This is a genomic window from Alkalihalobacterium elongatum, assembly GCF_019024285.1.
In the GTDB taxonomy this organism is placed as follows: domain Bacteria; phylum Bacillota; class Bacilli; order Bacillales; family Bacillaceae_F; genus Alkalihalobacterium; species Alkalihalobacterium elongatum.
Genome location: NZ_WMKZ01000007.1, coordinates 55,939 through 76,101, shown reverse-complemented (window position 1 = coordinate 76,101; position 20,163 = coordinate 55,939). Strand labels below are relative to the sequence as shown.

At 36.7% G+C, this 20,163-nt stretch carries 17 protein-coding genes; 1 reads left to right on the top strand and 16 read right to left on the bottom strand.

Annotation, left to right across the window (positions count from 1 at the left end):
* Window positions 1-77 precede the first annotated feature (77 nt).
* The 13 genes from GKP30_RS10300 to GKP30_RS10240 all read right to left on the bottom strand — a co-directional run bounded on the left by GKP30_RS10300 (window position 78) and on the right by GKP30_RS10240 (window position 15,161).
* Window positions 78-1,607, bottom strand: a complete 1,530-nt coding sequence (locus GKP30_RS10300) for an acyl-CoA carboxylase subunit beta (RefSeq protein ID WP_216829355.1) — start codon at window positions 1,605-1,607, stop codon at window positions 78-80.
* 27 nt (window positions 1,608-1,634) lie between these two features.
* On the bottom strand, window positions 1,635-2,417 hold the full coding sequence (locus GKP30_RS10295; protein WP_216829354.1) for an enoyl-CoA hydratase: 783 nt from the start codon (window positions 2,415-2,417) through the stop codon (window positions 1,635-1,637).
* 19 nt (window positions 2,418-2,436) lie between these two features.
* The gene (locus GKP30_RS10290; protein ID WP_216829353.1) at window positions 2,437-3,351 is read right to left on the bottom strand and encodes a hydroxymethylglutaryl-CoA lyase; all 915 of its coding nucleotides are present in this window, start codon (window positions 3,349-3,351) and stop codon (window positions 2,437-2,439) included.
* 114 nt (window positions 3,352-3,465) lie between these two features.
* A complete protein-coding gene (locus GKP30_RS10285) occupies window positions 3,466-3,678 on the bottom strand; it encodes an acetyl-CoA carboxylase biotin carboxyl carrier protein subunit (RefSeq protein ID WP_216829352.1) in 213 nt (70 codons plus the stop codon).
* Between the two features lie 17 nt (window positions 3,679-3,695).
* Window positions 3,696-5,051, bottom strand: a complete 1,356-nt coding sequence (accC, locus tag GKP30_RS10280; RefSeq protein WP_216829351.1) for an acetyl-CoA carboxylase biotin carboxylase subunit — start codon at window positions 5,049-5,051, stop codon at window positions 3,696-3,698.
* A 97-nt stretch (window positions 5,052-5,148) separates the two neighbouring features.
* Window positions 5,149-6,804: an AMP-binding protein gene (locus GKP30_RS10275; protein WP_268884684.1), complete on the bottom strand. Its 1,656-nt coding sequence runs from the start codon at window positions 6,802-6,804 to the stop codon at window positions 5,149-5,151.
* A 41-nt stretch (window positions 6,805-6,845) separates the two neighbouring features.
* Window positions 6,846-8,012 carry an acyl-CoA dehydrogenase family protein gene (locus GKP30_RS10270; protein WP_216829350.1) on the bottom strand — a complete coding sequence of 389 codons (1,167 nt, stop codon included), beginning with the start codon at window positions 8,010-8,012 and terminating at the stop codon, window positions 6,846-6,848.
* Between the two features lie 179 nt (window positions 8,013-8,191).
* Complete coding sequence (locus GKP30_RS10265; protein ID WP_216829349.1) at window positions 8,192-8,980, bottom strand: ABC transporter ATP-binding protein; 789 nt, start codon at window positions 8,978-8,980, stop codon at window positions 8,192-8,194.
* A 172-nt stretch (window positions 8,981-9,152) separates the two neighbouring features.
* Window positions 9,153-10,430 carry an ABC transporter substrate-binding protein gene (locus GKP30_RS10260; protein WP_216829348.1) on the bottom strand — a complete coding sequence of 426 codons (1,278 nt, stop codon included), beginning with the start codon at window positions 10,428-10,430 and terminating at the stop codon, window positions 9,153-9,155.
* 93 nt (window positions 10,431-10,523) lie between these two features.
* Window positions 10,524-11,585, bottom strand: coding sequence for a branched-chain amino acid ABC transporter permease (locus GKP30_RS10255; protein ID WP_216829347.1), 1,062 nt, complete (start codon window positions 11,583-11,585; stop codon window positions 10,524-10,526).
* A gap of 4 nt (window positions 11,586-11,589) precedes the next feature.
* Entirely contained in the window at window positions 11,590-12,474 is an 885-nt protein-coding gene (locus tag GKP30_RS10250; protein ID WP_216829346.1) for a branched-chain amino acid ABC transporter permease, read from the bottom strand.
* A 3-nt stretch (window positions 12,475-12,477) separates the two neighbouring features.
* Window positions 12,478-14,370: an AMP-binding protein gene (locus tag GKP30_RS10245; RefSeq protein ID WP_216829345.1), complete on the bottom strand. Its 1,893-nt coding sequence runs from the start codon at window positions 14,368-14,370 to the stop codon at window positions 12,478-12,480.
* Window positions 14,371-14,390: 20 nt separating this feature from the next.
* Entirely contained in the window at window positions 14,391-15,161 is a 771-nt protein-coding gene (locus tag GKP30_RS10240; RefSeq protein ID WP_216829344.1) for an ABC transporter ATP-binding protein, read from the bottom strand.
* A gap of 598 nt (window positions 15,162-15,759) precedes the next feature.
* Here GKP30_RS10240 and GKP30_RS10235 point away from each other — a divergent pair.
* Window positions 15,760-17,118, top strand: a complete 1,359-nt coding sequence (locus GKP30_RS10235; protein ID WP_268884683.1) for a sodium-dependent transporter — start codon at window positions 15,760-15,762, stop codon at window positions 17,116-17,118.
* Between the two features lie 93 nt (window positions 17,119-17,211).
* Here the strand turns inward: GKP30_RS10235 and GKP30_RS10230 are convergent, their stop codons facing one another.
* From GKP30_RS10230 to GKP30_RS10220, 3 genes are all read right to left on the bottom strand, one after another.
* A complete protein-coding gene (locus tag GKP30_RS10230; protein WP_216829343.1) occupies window positions 17,212-18,324 on the bottom strand; it encodes a histidine kinase N-terminal domain-containing protein in 1,113 nt (370 codons plus the stop codon).
* A gap of 149 nt (window positions 18,325-18,473) precedes the next feature.
* A complete protein-coding gene (locus GKP30_RS10225; RefSeq protein ID WP_216829342.1) occupies window positions 18,474-18,788 on the bottom strand; it encodes a YbjQ family protein in 315 nt (104 codons plus the stop codon).
* Between the two features lie 79 nt (window positions 18,789-18,867).
* On the bottom strand, window positions 18,868-20,073 hold the full coding sequence (locus tag GKP30_RS10220) for an aminotransferase-like domain-containing protein (RefSeq protein WP_216829341.1): 1,206 nt from the start codon (window positions 20,071-20,073) through the stop codon (window positions 18,868-18,870).
* Window positions 20,074-20,163: the final 90 nt, after the last annotated feature.

The following is a 20,163-nucleotide window of genomic DNA, read 5'->3' as shown; positions in this document are numbered from 1 at the left end:
GACCAAATGCCAAGTGCCAGGCACCATCAATATAAAAATTCATTAATGGAACCAGGCACTTTAAGACAATTTCTATCTTACACTGGATATACAGGGTGCTTACGGTGAGTGAAAACAACGTATTTAGACATATACGCTTCAAAACGTTTTGATAACTCATCACGTAAAGAATTAGCTGGAACAATCCCATCAATGACCATTTCTGATGCTAATCGGTAAATGTCAATATCTTCCTTATACTCTTCACGTTTTTGAGCAACAAAATCTGGCCTCTCTTCTTCTGGTAGTTGGGCAATTTTATTTGCGTATACAGCATTAACCGCTGCTTCAGGACCCATTACGGCGATTTGAGCATTCGGAAGAGCTAAACAACAATCAGGTTCAAACGCTGGACCAGCCATTGCATATAAACCAGCTCCATATGCTTTTCTCACAACGATAGAGATTTTTGGTACAGTTGCTTCACTCATTGCAGAAATCATTTTTGCCCCATGGCGAATGATTCCAGCGCGTTCTACTTTCGTACCAATCATAAATCCAGGGATGTCAGCTAAGAATAATAGCGGAATGTTATAAGCATCACATAAGTTAATAAACTTTGCTGCTTTATCAGCGGAATCGTGGAATAGTACCCCACCCTTCATTCTCGGCTGGTTAGCAATAATCCCAACAGGTCTTCCATCTATTCTTGCTAAACCTGTAATTAACTCTTGTGCAAATAATTTCTTAATCTCAAAAAATGTTCCTTCGTCTATAATACGATTAATAAGATCCATCATATTAAACGGAGCATTTTGGTTTTGAGGAATAATTTCTTCTAAAGTTTTATCAAAAGCTTTTGGTGCAACTGGCTCTTTAACAGGTGCATCTTCTCCAAAATTAGTAGGGAAGTAAGCTAAGTATTGTCTTGCCTTTTCAATTGCTTCTTGTTCAGTTTTAGCTAAAATGTCACCACAACCAGAAACTGAGCAGTGCATTCTCGCTCCACCCATTTCTTCTAAAGTTACTTTCTCACCAATAACCATTTCGGCCATACGTGGTGAGCCTAAATACATGGAAGCATTTCCGTCAACCATAATCACGATATCACAGAAAGCAGGAATATAAGCCCCACCAGCTGCTGATGGTCCAAATAATAAACAAATTTGTGGAACACGCCCAGAAAGTTTTACTTGGTTATAAAAAATTCTCCCTGCACCACGACGCCCTGGAAACATTTCAACTTGGTCAGTAATACGAGCTCCTGCAGAGTCTACCAAATAAAGCATTGGGACATTTAACTTTTCTGCAGTTTCTTGAATGCGAATAATTTTTTCAACGGTTCTTGCACCCCAAGAGCCTGCTTTAATTGTTGAGTCATTCGCCATTACACAAACAGTCTCACCGTTGATCTTTCCAATTCCTGTAACAACTCCATCTGCAGGAAGTCCTTCAGCCATGCAATTAGCAAAAAATCCATCTTCGATATCCAGTCCTTCATCAAATAAAAGTTCGAGTCTCTCGCGAACAAATAATTTTCCTTTTTCAGCATTACTCTGATGGTATTTCTCCGCGCCGCCCTTTTTTATCGTTTCTATTCGGTCCTGTAATTCCTTTTCAAATGACATGCTAGATCGCCTCCTCAAAATGTTTCCTTATTCCCCAGTGTAATTAGGTGTACGCTTTTCTTTAAAAGCCGTTAACCCTTCAATCCTGTCTTTTGTTGGAATCGTTACTTCATATGCTTTTTGTTCAAGTGCTAATCCTGTTTGTAAATCTACTTCTAATCCTCTATCAATGGCATACTTTGCTTGTTGCAAGGCAATAGGACCATTCTTTGTAATTTGTGAGGTTATTTCACTAACTTTCTCGTCAATACTTTCTAGAGGAACTACATACTCAACCAAGCCAATTTTTTCTGCTTCATAAGCATCTACTCGTCTAGCAGTATAGATTAGTTCTTTTGCTTTACCTTTTCCAATAAGCCTTGGGAGACGTTGTGTCCCACCAGCCCCTGGAATTATAGCTAAAGAAGTTTCTGTTAGACCGACTTTAATATGATCCGCTGCAATTCGAATATCGCAAGCTAAGGCAAGTTCAAGTCCGCCGCCAAAGGCACTTCCATTTAAAGCACAAATAACTGGTTGCGGGAGTGATTCAATATCATTTATATTACCTCTGATAAGTGCCACTGTTCGTTTTACTTGAACAGGGTCCATTCCCGCACGTTCTTTTAAGTCAGCACCTGCACAAAAGACTTTCTCACCTGATGCTTTAATAACAACACAACGTACTTCAGGATTATATTTAATTTCTTGTATTGCTTCGTGTAACTCGTATAACATCTGAAGGGAAAGAGCATTAGCTGCTTCTGGACGATCGAGGGTAATGTGTGCTACACCTGTCTCGTCTATCGTCAACAATACTTTTTTATCCAATGTGAAATCCCCCTTATGATTAAGCTCTAGTTTGACAACTTGCTTTAGCTACTTGTAAATTTCGACTCGGTAGTGTTCGACCTACTTTTTCTTCAATCCATTGTGCTGCTTGTATTAGGCGGTCTTGTTCGACACCTGTTTTAATCTGCATTGCATTAAGCATATAAAGTAAATCTTCAGTAGCCACATTACCAGAAGCACCTGGAGCATAAGGACAACCTCCAAGTCCAGCTACCGCCGAATCAAACTTGGTAATGCCCATATCTAAAGAAGCTAATATGTTGGCTAGTGCTGTCCCTCTTGTGTCATGGAAGTGCATAGCCAGTCGATCTGCTGGAAACCTAGTCAATAGTTCATCTAACACACGTTGAACTTGCGCTGGGTTTCCAACCCCAATCGTATCCCCTAATGACAATTCATCAATCCCCATATCAAATAAGTGCTCTGACACTTTTATTACATCTTCGATTGAGACGTTTTGTTCATAAGGGCATCCAAAGACTGTGGAAACATACCCTCTCGTGGTTTTTCCATTAGCCTTTGCTTCTTGCACAACAGGACGAAGGACTTTGAATGTATCGTCAATTGTTTTATTAATATTTTTATGATTATGTGTTTCACTTGCAGACATAAACACTGATACTTCATCGATATTAGCTTCAAAAGCCCGTTGTAAGCCTTTTTCATTAGGAACTAGGGCTGCATAAGTAACTCCCTGTTTACGATTAATCCGTTTAGCTACATCTACAGCGTCTGCAAGTGCTGGAATCCACTTTGGATGGACAAAAGACGTAATTTCAATGTAAGAAAGTCCAGTGTCAGATAACATATTTATCCATTCAACTTTATCTTCAGTAGAAATAAACGCTTTTTCGTTTTGTAGCCCATCCCGTGGTCCAACTTCCTTCAACGTAATGTTATTAGGAAACTTCACTGATTTTCCTCCTTATTAAGAAAACACTTAATTTCGCCAAAGATAACGAAAATAATTTTCCCTTAAGTAGTAGAGCTTTAAGTTGAAGATATGTTCAGCCTTAAAAGGTACCATCTACTCTAGAACGATTAGAACTTCACCTTCATCAACGAAATCGCCTTCTTCTTTTAACACTTCTTTTACAGTTCCACTTTCTTCTGCAGCAACAGGAATTTCCATCTTCATTGACTCTAGGATCGCAATGTCTTGCCCTTCTTCTACTTGATCTCCAACTTGAACTAATAGTTTCCAAAGGTTACCTGCCATATTTGTAATTACTTGACTCATGATAATTCCCCCTAAGATTATTTTTTAATTGGTTTATTTTGTAGTTTTTCAGATACAAAGTTTGTTGTAACATCTCCAGCAATAAATGAAGGGTGTTCTGCAACTGTTTGTAGCATAGGAATATTTGTTTTAATTCCTTCTACTACATAACTTTTTAAAGCTTCTTGTAAGAATTCAATTGCTTCTGTTCGATCCTCACCTTTAACGATTAACTTGGCGATCATAGGATCATAGAATGGTGTAACAACTGAGTGTTCGCTCACTGCACATTCATTCCTAACAAATGGCTGTTCTGGTAATTGAAAAGCCGTAATTTTACCAGGGGAAGGGAAGAACGTTTTTGGATCTTCAGCATAAATCCTGACTTCTATCGCATGTCCTTGTTTTTGTACATCTTCTTGCTTTAATTCAAGCAGTTGACCAAAAGCGATTTTGAGTTGCTGTTCAACAAGATCAAGACCTGTGATTTCTTCTGTTACTGGATGTTCCACTTGCAATCTCGTATTCATTTCGAGGAAATAAAAGTTTTTATCTTCATCTACTAAAAACTCAATAGTTCCCGCATTTTCATACCCTATTGCTTTGGCTGCACGAACTGCTGCCTCGCCCATTTTCCTACGTGTTTCTTCATCTAAAAATGGAGAAGGAGCTTCCTCTACTACTTTTTGATGTCGTCTTTGAACGGAGCAATCTCTCTCCCATAAGTACAGTGTATTTCCAGATTGATCAGCTAATATTTGAATTTCGATGTGGCGAGGGTTTTCAACAAACTTTTCAACATACATTGCCCCATCACCGAAAAAGTCTGTTGCTCGTTTCTGATTTCCTTCAAATGCTTTTTGAATTTCTTCATCACTTCTAACAACCTGCATTCCAATACCACCACCACCAGCGGAGGCTTTTAGCATAACTGGGTAACCAATTTCATTAGCAATTTGTACAGCTTCATCTGCATCAGCTAATGGTCTAGTAATTCCTGGTACAACAGGCACCCCTGCTTGCTCCATTGCTTTTCTCGCTTCGATTTTACTTCCCATACTTGCAATAACGTCAGGTGACGGACCAATAAATGTAATACCTTCTTCCTTACATCTCTTTGCGAAGTTACTATTCTCAGAAAGTAAGCCATACCCTGGATGGATAGCATCCACTCCAGCTTCTTTAGCTTTTTCTAAGATAACCTCTAAATTTAGATAACTTTCATTAACTCTCGGTTTTCCAATTAAATAAGCCTCATCTGCATGTTTTACGTGTAATGACTCTGCATCTGCTTCAGAATAAACGGCTACTGTTTTAATTCCTAAACGTTGACACGTACGAATAATACGTAATGCAATTTCTCCACGGTTTGCGATTAATACTTTTTGAAACAATGACTTCACCTCTTTAATATATTTTTTAAATAAAGTGGGATATTGGAGAACGTTGTTTCGACAAGGTTCTCCAATATCTGATAACGCTTACAAAAAGTTAAACTTCTGCAGACTCGGTTAAATTAAATCGTTCCATAGCAACTTCTCGAAGTTTGAATTTTTGGATTTTTCCAGACGCAGTCATCGGATATTCTGAAACGAACTCGATATAGCGTGGAATTTTGTACCGAGAAATTTTTCCTTTGCAATAATTACGTATTTCGTCAGAAGTAGCAGATTCTCCTTCTTTTAATACAATCCATGCTGAAACTTCTTCGCCAAATTTCGGGTCTGGTACACCAACTACTTGTACGTCTAGCACTTTTGGATGTTGGTATAAGAATTCCTCAATTTCACGCGGGTACACATTTTCCCCACCACGAATAATCATATCTTTGAGACGACCCGTAATTCGACAATACCCTTCTTGGTCCATAACAGCTAAATCACCTGTGTGAAGCCAACCATCTTCCGTTAATGCTGCAGCAGTCGCTTCAGGATTCTTATAATATCCTTTCATAACATGGTAACCTCGTGTACAAAGCTCACCTTGAACTCCTCGAGGTACCTCGTTCTCTGTCCCAGGTTCAACAATCTTCACTTCGACATTTGGTAGAGCGCGGCCTACTGTTTCGACGCGTCTCTCTAGCGAATCATGGACACGCGTTTGAGTGATTACAGGTGAGGATTCTGTTTGTCCATAAGCTATCGTAATTTCAGAAGCTCCCATACGCTCAATTACAGCCTTCATAACTTCAATTGGACAATTTGAGCCTGCCATGATGCCCGTACGCAAGGATGATAAGTCATAGCTTTCAAATTCCTTATCATTTAATTCTGCTATAAACATTGTTGGTACACCATGTAACGCAGTACATTTCTCATCCTGAACAGCTTGCAGAACTTGTTTTGGATCAAACTCCTGAATAGGTATCATTGTCGCACCAACAGTTACGCAGGCCATTGTACCAAGGACGCATCCAAAACAATGGAAGAATGGAACTGGGATGCACATTCGATCTTCATTTGATAAATTCATACATTCTGCAATATTCATAGCATTGTTAACTAAGTTATTATGGGTTAGCATTACTCCTTTTGGGAACCCCGTTGTTCCAGAAGTATATTGCATATTAATTACATCGTCTGGATCAAGTGAAGCCATTCGTTCATTTAATTCTGCATCCGTAACTTGGTCACCCATCTCTAGAATATCTGACCATGTATACATTCCAGGCTTACGTTCATCACCTAGAAATACAATATTTTTCAAATGGGGCAGTTTTTTAGATTGTAATTTTCCTGGTTCTGATGTCTTCAATTCTGGAATAATTTCATAGAGCATATCGATATAAGAAGCCCCACGATATGAATCCATTAAAATTAACGTTGTAGAATCTGATTGTTTCAGTAGGTATTCAAGCTCAGCGGTGCGATAGTTCGTATTAACCGTAACTAATACAGCCCCCATCTTTCCTGTTGCAAATTGAGAAGTTAGCCACTCTGGCATATTTGTCGACCATATAGCAACATTCTGACCGCGCTCAATGCCAAGCTTCATAAGGCCCTTTGCAACTTGACGACATAACTCATCAAACTGTTGATACGTATAACGTAATCCCCGATCTGGATAAACGACAGCTTCATGAGTTGGTTGTTTTTCTGCTACCTCTTCTAGCAATCTACCAACAGTTATATCCATTAACTCCGCCAATTTGTTTTCCTCCTTTAATTACATAACTAGTATGATTTGACTTACGCTTTAACTCTAGCCTTTTCACCGCAACCTAAGTTACGAGCAATAACCATACGTTGTACTTCAGAAGTTCCTTCTCCAATTTCCATTAATTTAGCATCTCTTAACATTCTTTCCACTTCATATTCACGCATGTAACCGTAACCACCATGAATCTGGATTGCATGATTACAAACTCGAGTAGCCATTTCAGACGCAAACAATTTTGCATAAGCAGCTTCTATAGAAAATGGTTTTTCTTGATCTTTTAACCATGCTGCTTTAAGTACCATATTTCTTGCAAGCTCAATTTCCATAGCCATGTCTGCAAGTTTAAATTGGATTGCTTGGAAGTTGGAGATGGATTGACCAAATTGTTTTCTTTCCTTTGAATAAGCTAATGCTTTATCAAAAGCACCTTGAGCAATACCAACTGCTAATGCAGCAATTGAAATTCTTCCACCATCAAGTGTATATAAAAATTGCTTAAATCCTGCTTGAGGGTCACCTAAAAGGTTTTCAGTTGGAACACGTACATCTTCTAGAACTAATTCTGATGTATTTGATCCACGAACTCCCATTTTTTCGTAGTTACTATTAATTGTGAAGCCAGGTGTACCTGTTGGAACAATAATTGCAGAAATGATATTCTTACCTCTTGAATCCTTTCCTGTTACAGCTGTTACAATAACTGTTCTTGCAAATCCAGCATTAGTAATCCAGCATTTTTCACCATTAATAATGTAATCATTACCTTCAATTACTGCACGTGTTTGTGTACCGCCAGCATCTGATCCAGCATTTGGTTCTGTTAACCCGAACGAACCTAACGCTTGCCCTGAAGCAAGTGGAACTAGGTGGTCTTGTTTTTGCTTTTCAGTACCAAAATAATAAATTGGACTTGCACCTAAAGAAACAGCTGCTGCATAACTTAATCCTGTACTGCCGCATGCACGACCAATTTCCTCAACAGATAGAGCGTAAGAGATCGTGTCACCGCCAGATCCACCATATTGCTCTGGGAACGGGATACCAAGCATTCCTAGTTCACCCATCTTTTTGAACGTTTCAATTGGAAATTCAGCTGTTTTATCAACGTGTTCTGCCTTTGGAGCTACCTCATTTTGTGCAAAGTCTCTTACCATGTCACGGATCATTTGTTGTTCTTTCGTTAATTCAAAGTTCATAATTTTCTTCCTCCTAAGATTTAATAATATATTTTTTAATTTTTGCGACTGAGCGATTGTTCAATTTTTTTGAAAAAAAGAGATTGCTAGTCGCTTAAACTAGTTAACAGAATTAATCAACCTCTTAAATTTATTACCTCTTAATAAGGTAGTATCTCTCTCTGAAAAAAATACCTAATTTACACCCAACGTTTAATTTTTTTATACGATTTAACCTCACGGAAACTTTTCTTTCCTTCTTTGTTCATCCCCAAATAGGACTCGCGAACTCCTTCGTTGGAAAGCAATTGATCTACAGGACCTTCCATCACAATCCTTCCATTTTCCATGATGTATCCAAAGTCAGAGATCGAAAGGGCAACATTGGCATTTTGTTCAACTACTAGAATTGAAGTACCTTCTTCTTTGTTGATCTGTTTAATATTCTCGAAGATTTCTTTTACTAGAAGTGGTGCGATTCCTAGAGAAGGCTCATCAAGCAATAATATTTTGGGCTTTGCCATAATACCTCTTCCTATAGCAAGCATTTGTTGTTCCCCACCTGACAGAAGCCCAGATGCTCTATTCCTTAGAGTTTTTAACTTTGGAAAGTAATGATAAACTCTCTCTAGATCTTCCGAAATGTTTTTTCGGTCTTTTCTAGTATATGCACCTGCAAGTAAATTTTCTTCTACTGTAAGATGTTTAAAAACTCTCCTACCTTCAATGCATTGGAAAATTCCTTTTCTTACAATCCTATCGGGATCAGTCCCACTAATTTTTTCACCTTCAAATTCTATGTAGCCGTCGGTCACTTGGCCACCTTCATTTTTTAATAACCCTGAAATAGCCTTCAGGGTTGTAGATTTACCTGCTCCATTACTTCCTAAAAGAGCAACAATCTTCCCATCGGGTACCTCAAGTGACATTCCTTTAATGGCTAATATGATTTTGTTATAAACAACCTCTATATTGTTTAGACGGAGCATCGTTTACCCTCCCTATATAAAGACATAGAAACTAATAAATACTAAGCTAGTCGTTCTTTGGCTAACTGCCCACGCCTAGTTAAAATACAGAAAATAGGGAACACTTATAGAGCTACTAAAATACTTTTTTATGGAGAGGGTACTAAGCGGCAAGTACCCTCTTTCCATTTAATTAACGCATGTCACTAACACCAAAGTATTCAGTAATAATATCCCACTCACCGTTTTTAAGTTGCCCTAAACGAATTTGGTCTGTACCTGCATGATTATCAGGAGCGAATGATACATTTGCACCTAAACCACCTAGATCAAAGTTATCAATAGATTCAATTGCTGCTCGAATAGCTGGTCCTGTAACTTCCCCATCAGTTTCGGCAATTGCAATTCTTATTGCTTCTGCCATGATTGAAGCTGTTGCCCATCCTTGAACAAACTTTTGGTTAATATCTTCAACAGTTTTACCTTTTGACTCTAAGTATTCTACAATTGGTGCCATACCTGGAAGGTCTTCAGTTGGGAATGCATGTGTTACTACACCAATAAATCCATCTAAAGCGTCAACCCATTGTTGGTTATCACTTCCTTCAGGTACTAAACCTTCCCCTGCAGTCCAGTTTAAGCCCATAAACTGTGTATCCCATCCAAGTTGTTTCCCATCACGAACAACATTTCTTGTTTGGTTCCAAGTATAGTTAATGATTGCATAATCTGGAGCTTCATTATTTCTTGCCCATGATTGCAATGTCGTTTGTGGATCTGTATCACCAAGTTCAATCTGAATATCTGGAACAACCTCTACAACACCAGCTAAGTTTTCAGCCGCATAGTCCTTCATATCTTGTATCGGTGATTCACTAAATGGGTGACCAGCATGATACACGAGAGCTACAGTTGCTGGTGAACTTCCTTCATGATTTTCGCCAATCCATTCAAGCATCGCACGACCTTGATCTGAATAACTTGCTGCTACGAGGAAGTTAAACCCACTTTCATTCCCGGTATCTTTTAAATTTTCAGAATAAGAAGCGGAGAAAAATGGAATTTCATCGTTAATAATTTGTTGACGTAATGCTTCTGTATCCGCTGTCCCCCATCCTAGAACAGCTGCAACTTCATGACGGTCTCTTAATGATTGATAAACTTGTTGTGCTCGACTTGTATCATAAGCATAATCCTCACCAACAAAATCAATTTTATAGCCATCCACACCGCCATTTGAATTTAAGTATTCGAAGAAAGCCCTTTCACCTTCTGCATATGGTGCCCCTACATCTCCAGTTGCACCTGACTCATCGAAAATCCCTCCTAATTTAACTACTTTTCCAGAGTCCGTTGAGTCGTTTGATGTATCACTAGATGCTTCATTTCCCCCACATCCTGCAAGCAAACCTAATGCTAGTACAGATGTTGCAACAGTTGCCATCGTTTTTTTCCAATGACTTTTTTTCATTTAATTTCCCCCTTATTAGATACATCGTATATTGGATGAAGGCCCTTTATGTAGGACTTCGTAATCCCTAAGTATTTAGATACATTTTGAACCTTAATAAGAAAATGGCCATAATCTGAAATAATTTTTTATATTATTCCAAATGTGAACTAAGCCACCTGGTTCAAAGATTAAAAACAAAATAATTACTAATCCGAATACAAACTCACGGAACGATGAAAGAAGGTGATAAGCATTTGGCATATAGATGGTTAAAAATTCGACCATGTAACCCAATCCAACTGGAAGTAGTGTGATAAAAATAGCTCCTAATATTGCTCCAAATACACTACCTAGTCCGCCTACTAATATCATTGCTAAATATTGAATTGAAACTTCGATACTATAAAGTTCTACTGTAACTACCATCGTATAGTGAGCAAGTAGTGCACCTGCGATACCTACGATAAAAGAAGAGATTGCAAATGACATTACTTTGTAGCTAAACAAGTTTATTCCCATTATTTGTGCAGCGACATCCCGGTCTCTTACTGCAAGAAATGCACGACCTGTACGTGTACGGAATAGATTAAGAGCATAGATAGTTGTTAGCACCGCAATTGTTAAGCATAGAAAGTAATAACTATTATGACTAGAAAAAGTATATCCACCAATAGATGGGCGACTTAATACCATCCCCGCGCCACCACCAGTTAGACTAGTCCAACGACCAATGATCCAAAGAATGACTACTTGAGCAGCTAATGTCGCAATTGCTAAATATAAACCTTTTAGCCTTAATGATGGAATTCCGAAAAGCCCACCAATAACAGCTGTAACTAAACCAGCAAGAGGAAGTGCAATCCAAAAGCTCCACCCTAATGTCATAGTTAAGATGGCTGAGGTGTATCCACCTACCGCTAAGAAGGCACCAACCCCAACAGAAATTTGGCCAGTAAATCCAGTTAATATATTTAATCCAATTGCCCCAATGACTGCTATTGCACACAATGTAGCAAGACCAACAACATAATTAGAAGCTACTAGCGGAAACAAGAATAATAAGATTACGATAATCAACATTCTCAATTTCATCTGTGGAGTACGGAACAGTTCCATATCTCTACTATAACTAGTCTTATAGTTTCCACATTCCACAACAAATGGATTCCTCATATATTCACACCCTTTCTATTCCGCCTTTACCAAAGAGACCGTTTGGTTTAAGCATTAGTATAATCGTTACAATAATGAAAGGTATTACTTCTTTTAATCCTCCACCAAAAATAGGTTGTAAGTACCCAGCTGCTAAATTTTGTACGACCCCAATAATAAAGCCTCCTATTATAGCACCAGGGATACTATCTAATCCCCCTAAAATTACAACTGGCAGAACCGCAAGTCCAATCGTTGCCATGGAAGCGTTTACACCGTTAATATTTCCTAATAAAACACCACCAACTGCGGCAACTACTGCGGCAATACCCCATGTAATAGCATATACAGACTTTACGCTAATACCCATTGAAAGCGCAGCCATTTGATCATCTGCAACAGCTCGCATTGCAAGACCCATTTTTGAATATTTGAAGAAGAGTGTAAAAATGACTAGTAACACCATTACGATCACGAAAGACCATAAATATACTGGAGCGATGATGATTTCTCCTATTTGAATAGGAGTTGCTGGGAAGATAGATGGATATGACTTTGTTTGATGTCCCCAAATCATATGAACTAAACCACCTAGTAAACTAGCTAAACCGATAGTGGCCATTATGACTGAGATAACTGGAGCATTTATTAGAGGTCTTAGTACAACTCGTTCAATTGCCATTCCGAGGAGGGCATTGAACACTAGTGTGATTAATACTGCGATTATAAATGGAATTTTGTATACTGCGACTAGAGTAAGACAGATATATGAACCTATTAAGACGAGTTCGCCATTAGCTAAATTCAATGCATCACTTGCTTTATATATTAGAACAAACCCTAAAGCTACTAATGCATAAATACTTCCAACGACTATACCCGTTATGAGTAATTGCAAGAAAAAACTCATGTATTAAGCCACCTCCTGTGTCGTATCTAAATCAATAACTTCTAAGTTTGTATTTACATCACTTTGATTACCGTTATTGTATGTTAGAGTTACTTGGCCATTTGATGAGTATAATCCTTCGAGAAGCGACTCGTATTTATCTTCTAGATAGCTTCGCCGGACTTTTTGTGTACGTGTTAACTCACCTTCATCAGCATCAAGTTCTTTATTGAAGATGACTATTTTTTTAATTCGAGTTTCACTTTTAATATCCTTCATAATATTGGCAATTTCTTTTTCAATTAACTGAAGGACTTCTTTTTTAGTAGATAGGTCTGCAAATGTTGTATAAACAATTTGGTTTTTTTCAGCCCATCGCCCTACGTTTGCCATATCAATGTTTATCATAGACACTAAATATGGTTTATCTTTACCGTAGACAAGTGCCTCTTTAATAAAGCGGCTATACTTTAATTTGTTTTCAAAATAACTCGGTGCAATTGTTTCACCATTCTGAGTAGTAAACATACTACTAGCCTGATCTTTAATATAGAGATGACCATCATCTTCTAACTTACCTTGATCTCCTAATGAGACCCAACCATTGATACTTTCATGAAAATCTTTGTAATAGCCGACATATTGGCCTGGACTTTTAACAAGTACTTCATTGTTATCAGAAATTTTCACTTCCGTATGTGGTAAAGGTAAGCCGACACTCGTTTTATTAATATCTCCATCTCTTTGGACAAATGAAATACCACAAACTTCTGTTGCACCGTAGCAATGTTTCACGTTAACGCCTAGAGAGTGAAAGAAATGAATTGCTTCTTCTCCTAATGGAGCACCATTATTATAAGCCCGCTTAATTCTAGATAAGCCTAGATGATCTCGAATGGCACTGAATACTAGAAAGTCTCCCAAACCATACATAATCTTAGTAGATAAAGAGGCTGGTTTATTGTTTAATTTAGCATCTGCCATTTTCTCACCATATGGTTTAAAGAAGTTATAGACTTTTCTTTTAAACCAAGTAGCTCCATCAATTCTTAACTTAAATCTAGAAATGATATTTTCATAAGTTCTTGGTGGTGCAAAAATGGTATGTGGACCTATTTCTCTTAAGTCTGTGAGTACAGTTGTCGGCTGTTCAGGAAAATTAATAGAGACACCCTTACATAACGACATTGTTATACTCATTACCTGTTCACCAATCCAAGCCAATGGCAAAAATGATAAATAATCATCTTTTTCATTAACAGGATCCACTTCTGCCAGATTAAGTGCAGTTGAAATCAAATTACTATGCGTTAACATTACACCTTTTGGATCACCAGTTGATCCAGCTGTGTACGAGATGATAGCTACATCATTTCCGGACACTTGCTCAGATTTATGTTTAAAAAAATTCGGCTCTTTTTCGCCAAATCCTTCTCCAATTTTTTGTAAATCTTTAATATAGAGAAGTTTTTTATTACTATACTTCCTCATACTCTTATCGTTATAATAAACAATCTTTTGAACACTTGGGATTAATTCTTCAATTTCTAGTAACTTATCCACTTGCTCTTGATCTTCAGCAACAACGACTTTAGCATCACAATGATTTAAGTAATAAATTAATTCATCACCTGTTGCCTCTTGGTATATCCCAACGGCTATTGCACCTAAGCTTTGCGCTGCCAACTGTGAATAAAGCCACTGTGGTCGATTATCACCTAAAATTGCAACTTTATCACCTTTTTCGATACCTAATTCAGAAGCAAACCCTAAGCTTAAGCTACGGACATTTTCTAAATACTTAGACCATGTTATTTCATTCCAAATTCCAAGTTCTTTTTGCCTTAATGCCACTTGGTTGGCCATCTTTGTACCCCGTTCTATTAAAAGATGAGATAACGTTTTATCTATTGACATAGCTATAAGTGCCTCCTTCCTTAAATAGCTTCCTCACCAATATAAGCTTTAATAACTTCAGGGTTATTTTGTATTTCTTCTGGTGTACCAAAACCAATTTGTTTTCCAAAATCTAGTACAGCGATTGAGTCAGATAAGTCCATAACAACGCCTAGATCGTGTTCTATTAAAACGACTGTCATGTTTTTTAATTCATGCATATCTAAGATAAATCTAGACATATCTTCTTTTTCTGAAGAATTCATTCCTGCCATTGGTTCATCAAGTAGTATTAATTCTGGCTCTAATGCTAGTGCTCTTCCTACTTCAACTCTTTTTTGTAAACCGTAGGATAGTGTACCAACAGGTGTATGTCGGTAATCTTGCAATTGTAGGAAGTCAATTACCTCTTCTACAGCTCTTCGGTGCTTAACTTCTTCCTTTTCGGCCGATCCCCAATAAAGTCCACCCTTTACAAGACCTGATTTCATTAAAGTATGTCTACCTAACTTTAAATTATCAAGTACTGACATATGAGCAAAAAGGGCAATATTTTGGAAGGCTCTTGCAATTCCTAAAGTCGTTCTCTTATAAGGCTTCATATTAAGAATTTCTTGGCCTTTGAAACGAATTGAACCATTCGAAGGACGATATAATCCACTTATACAATTTAACATACTGGTTTTTCCAGCTCCATTAGGGCCTATGAGTGAAAAAATCTCACCTTCTTTTATATGGTAGCTAACATCGTTCAATGCTTTAACGCCACCAAATTGGAGTGAAACATTTTCAACCTCCAATATAGCTCCCATGCATTTTCCCCCTTTTCCTCATTAATTTGGTAATTTGTAAGCGCTATCATGATTATAAAGATGAGCATATGTTCATGTCAACATAAAAATTTAAAATTTTATGAAAATTCGAAAATGGAAATATTTATATATAGTTTGTGAAAATATTACAATAAAATTTTACAAACTATAAAATTATCCCAAATACTTAGGCTTAAATTATAAGTTTTTATACTCGCCATTATGACAGGCTGTTCACCTTATCCATTAAATAGGAAGCAAAAAAGATTTAGTAGAATAGAAATACCTTTCATCATTTGTAACATCAAAAAACTCATCTTACTTTTCCTCATTCACTATCCCTTTTAAAGCCTTCTCCCAACCTATTAATAATCTATTAAATTTTAGGCTATGTTAAAGCAGATAGTTGATTTTCGCTCCCATGTTGAAATGTTAATTTCACACACCTTTCAGGAACTAAAGGGTTGGAAAAGTTGCAACGTTCTTAACAGCACTTATTATATAAGTACTTTGTCAAACAGTGTCGAATTTTTCTAAATACTATGTTATATTAGTAACACTTGTTTTTATCTTTAATGGTTTAAAGGAGGAAATTTTTTTGAGGAATCACGTAACAAATCAACCTAGAGAACAATGGGCATCAAGACTTGGCTTCATTTTAGCCGCAATGGGTTCAGCCGTTGGGTTAGGGAATATATGGAGGTTCTCTTATGTAACTGGAGAAAATGGTGGAGCTGCCTTTTTAATCATTTATTTTCTTTGTATATTAATAATTGGTATTCCAATTATGATGGCAGAATTTACGATAGGTCGTAGAGCGCAAAGCGATGTAGTTGGATCATTTCAAACGATTGCACCTAACAAACCCTGGTTCATCGGTGGCTTTTTAGGTGTCGCATCTTCATTTATTATACTTTCTTTTTATGGTGTTATTGCAGGTTGGACATTATTTTATTTTATTAACTATATAACAGGTACATTATGGTCTGCTCCATCTGAAGGCTACGGTGCCTATTTTGAAAACTTTATAACACATCCAACACACCCAATCTTTTGGCAATTTATTTTCATGGTACTTACAATCGGTGTTGTACTAATTGGTGTAAAAAATGGAATTGAAAAAACAAATAAAATTTTAATGCCTGTGTTAGCTATTTTATTACTTATTTTAGCTGGTTATAGTTTAACACTAGGGGGAGCTAAGGAAGGGCTTGCCTTTTTATTTTCACCCGAATGGTCAGCTTTTAAGGATCCAGAAGTTTATTTAGCAGCCTTAGGTCAAGCATTTTTCTCGTTAAGCTTAGGAATGGGTGCACTTATAACTTATGGTAGCTATTTATCAAAGGAAGAAAAACTACCAGGTGCTGCCTATAGCGTCGCTTCACTAGATACGGTATTTGCAGTTATTGCTGGAATTATGATATTCCCAGCCGTTTTCGCCTTCGGAATTGAGCCAGGTTATGGTGCAGGACTTGCGTTTGTCACATTGCCTGATATATTTGATAGTATTGCTTTCGGCGGTATAGTTGGCTTGGCTTTCTTTTTCTTGTTAGCAGCTGCTGGACTTTCATCAGCTGTTTCATTACTCGAAGTTGCAGTTGCTTACTTTATTAGAAGATTTGGTTGGAGTCGTAAGTTCACTGCAATGGTAATTGGTACCCTAATCTTTTTAATTGGAATTCCTTCTTCTTTAGGTTTTGGGGCATGGTCACACCTTACCTTTTTTGACAGAAGTATTTTAGATAACATGGATTTTCTAGCTTCAAACATTTTCCTACCTCTAGGAGGATTAATAATTGCATTATTTGTTGGTTGGGGCTGGAACAAATCAGAAGCTATAAAAGAATCTGACTTCGGAAACTCATTCATCGGTCATCTTTGGATTTTTATTCTGCGATTTATCGCTCCTATTGGGATTTTACTCGTTTTCTTGAGTGCAATCGGTCTATTTGATTAGTTGACTTTAGAAAAGTACAAATAGTTTGAGCGATTATCGATAGTACCCATAAAAAAAGCGTGTGAAGGTTACTGACATACACGCTTTTTTTATTTATTCAAGTTGTAGGGTGACAGTAAAAGTTGTTGACTCTTCGTTTGAAATACATGAAATGGCACCATTATGTTTGTCCATAATTTTTTTACTCACATATAATCCAATACCTGTGCCCATTTTTTTTGTCGTGAAAAATGGTTCAAAAATGGTTTTTTGAACGTGTTCAGGGATGGCTGGTCCGTTATTCGTAACTGTAATTTCTATTTGTCTTTCTTCCGTTACATTCGAACTAATGATAATTTCTTTTCTCCCACTATTATCTTTAAGGGCATCAATAGAGTTCATAATTAAGTTGATAAAAACTTGACGTATTTCCTCTCGATATCCTTTAACTGTTTTTTCTGCCCCAATTTCAGTTTTAACTACTACATCACCGTCTGCAATACTAGGATATACAAACTCAATTATTTCTTCTATTAAGTTTTTCATATCAAAATCCTCTTTTTGTTGGTGTGAAGTAGTTTCTCTTCTTGACGCTACTAAAAATTGCGAAATTCGAAAGTTCAACTGTTCCAACTCATGTGTAATTATATCAATATATTTTATCTCTCTATCCTCTTCTTTTAATAGCTTTACAAAGCCCATTACTGCAGTTAATGGGTTACGGAATTCATGTACAAAGCTAGACGACATTTGGCCTAGTAATGTTAATCTGTCCTTATGCGATTGTTCGATAAACAGACTCTTATCTTGTAATTGTATATTTTTTAACTCAGTATATTTATATACAGCATGGTATATAAACTGATCAAAACAAAAATTAATTTTATTAATAATAGGCTGTACACTTTTTAGGGACAGATCCATATCTTCTAGTGATTGGAAAATAGTGGTTCTACCAATATTCACATTGTATATAAACTCACTAATATTAACGTCAGCTGTTACTCTTTCAATTGCTACTTTGTAGGCTAGATCTTTTACGATTTCATCTTGGTAAGGATTTCTCAAACAGTATATTAGGAGGTCAAACATTAATTTACCGTTACTCTCAACGTTAACTGAAAATGGATCAGCATCTGATATACGTACATTTTTTCTCCAGTAAGAAAGAAAGTTATTCGCATTTGCCTCTAAATATTGACAAAATTTTTCTTCTACCTCTACCATTCTTTTATTCCCCTTCGTAACTAATTGACTATCTATTTTACTTACTACTATACAAAAGAATTTATGATACGACAATTATTTTCAAAATAGTTAGTCAGTTTTATATAAATTAATTATATATTATGACAATCTAAACCAAACTTTAACTGTTATTTAAATTTAACCGCTGTTCCGTATACTAGAATTTCAGACGACCCTTCCATAATTGAAGATGTTGTATATCGTACATTCACAATCGCATCTGCACCTAGTGCTTCAGCTTCACGTATCATTTCCTTTTCAGCATAATTTCTAGCATCTATAAACATCTCTTCATACTCTTTCATTCGTCCTCCAACGATATTTCGTAACCCCCCCATAATATCCTTACCAATATGCCTAGCCTGTACAGTATTTCCTTTCACTACCCCTAAGGAGGTTTCTATCTCTTTACCTATAACCATCTCTGTATTTACAACTAACATAAATAGCCCACCTTTCCTACAAAGCCTAAAGAAAGCTGTCAAATAAGATTTCGACAACTTTCTTGTTAACCCTTCAATATTATCTTACGATTTCTTTTAATGAAGTATGCTCACTAATTACTTCTGTTAGTATTTTCATACCCGCTTCTAACTTTTCTGGAGTTGAATGAGTATAGTTTAACCTCAATGCATTCTTCTTTCCTTTACCTACATAAAAAGGAGCACCAGGTACATAAGCGACACCTCTATTAACTGCTACTTTCAGTAACTCGGTTGTATCAATGCTTTTATCCAATTCAATCCAGAAGAACATGCCTCCTTTTGGTACAACATAAGACATCCCAGGAAGGTTTGCTTTTTCTAACTCATGTAACATAATATTCATTCTTGAATGATAAACCTCGATTAAATTACTGATATGCCCATCTAAGTCAAAATTAGTACACAAATGATATAAAGCTTGCTGTGATAAAGAGTTAGAGTGCAAATCATTTGCCTGTTTTGCTTGAGACATAATTCTAATAATCTGATGCGGTCCAGCAATCCATCCTGTTCTTAATGCAGGTACAGCTGTCTTAGAAAATGTACTCGTATATAATACATGGGTTCCTTCTTTATCAAACGATGCAATCGGATAGTATGTTTCATCTTTATCAAATTGAATATCTCCATATGGATCATCTTCAAAAATAATCACATGATGTTTTTGTGCCAACCTTAAAACCATTTTTCTACGTTCATTCGACCATACTTTCCCTGCAGGATTCGAAAAAGTCGGTACAACATAAATACATTTCGGCTTATATTTTCTTATTTTCTTTACTAAGTCTCCTTCAAGCATTCCATGTTCATCGGACTCCACTGGGATAACTTTAGCCTCATAGGATTCAAATACCTGAAGTGCTGCTAAGTATGTTGGATTTTCTGTTAGGATAATATCTCCTGGATTAAAAGTGACTCTAGAAAATAAATCGATTGCCTGTTGAGAACCCGTTGTTAGTAGTATCTCTTCTGAATTATAACAAGTAATTTCCTTCCGTTTCATACGATCAATTAATAATTCACGAAGTGGTAGAAAACCCTCTGTTTCAATATATTGCAATGATTTTTTACCAGTTTTAAATGTTTCTTCAAAGGCTTCTTTAATACCTTCTAGCGGAAATAAATCATCATCAGGAAGACCGCCAGCAAACGAAATCACATTTCCTTTTGATACTACCTTTAAAATATCACGGACAGCAGAAGATTGAAGATGGCGTACTCGTTTGGCAAATGCATATTTCATGACATACACCCCTAATTTTTTCGGAATTTTTTTAATAAATATACCTTATTACAAAAGAAAGTCAATAAGTATAAGGAAAATTCAAATAAC

Bases quoted from the DNA above. Each gene is read 5' to 3' on its own strand.
- GKP30_RS10300 (WP_216829355.1), bottom strand. From the start codon at position 1,607: ATGTCATTTGAAAAGGAATTACAGGACCGAATAGAAACGATAAAAAAG.
- GKP30_RS10285 (WP_216829352.1), bottom strand. From the start codon at position 3,678: ATGAGTCAAGTAATTACAAATATGGCAGGTAACCTTTGGAAACTATTA.
- GKP30_RS10270 (WP_216829350.1), bottom strand. From the start codon at position 8,012: ATGAACTTTGAATTAACGAAAGAACAACAAATGATCCGTGACATGGTA.
- GKP30_RS10265 (WP_216829349.1), bottom strand. From the start codon at position 8,980: ATGCTCCGTCTAAACAATATAGAGGTTGTTTATAACAAAATCATATTA.
- GKP30_RS10260 (WP_216829348.1), bottom strand. From the start codon at position 10,430: ATGAAAAAAAGTCATTGGAAAAAAACGATGGCAACTGTTGCAACATCT.
- GKP30_RS10255 (WP_216829347.1), bottom strand. From the start codon at position 11,585: ATGAGGAATCCATTTGTTGTGGAATGTGGAAACTATAAGACTAGTTAT.
- GKP30_RS10250 (WP_216829346.1), bottom strand. From the start codon at position 12,474: ATGAGTTTTTTCTTGCAATTACTCATAACGGGTATAGTCGTTGGAAGT.
- GKP30_RS10245 (WP_216829345.1), bottom strand. From the start codon at position 14,370: ATGTCAATAGATAAAACGTTATCTCATCTTTTAATAGAACGGGGTACA.
- GKP30_RS10240 (WP_216829344.1), bottom strand. From the start codon at position 15,161: ATGGGAGCTATATTGGAGGTTGAAAATGTTTCACTCCAATTTGGTGGC.
- GKP30_RS10230 (WP_216829343.1), bottom strand. From the start codon at position 18,324: ATGGTAGAGGTAGAAGAAAAATTTTGTCAATATTTAGAGGCAAATGCG.
- GKP30_RS10225 (WP_216829342.1), bottom strand. From the start codon at position 18,788: ATGTTAGTTGTAAATACAGAGATGGTTATAGGTAAAGAGATAGAAACC.
- GKP30_RS10220 (WP_216829341.1), bottom strand. From the start codon at position 20,073: ATGAAATATGCATTTGCCAAACGAGTACGCCATCTTCAATCTTCTGCT.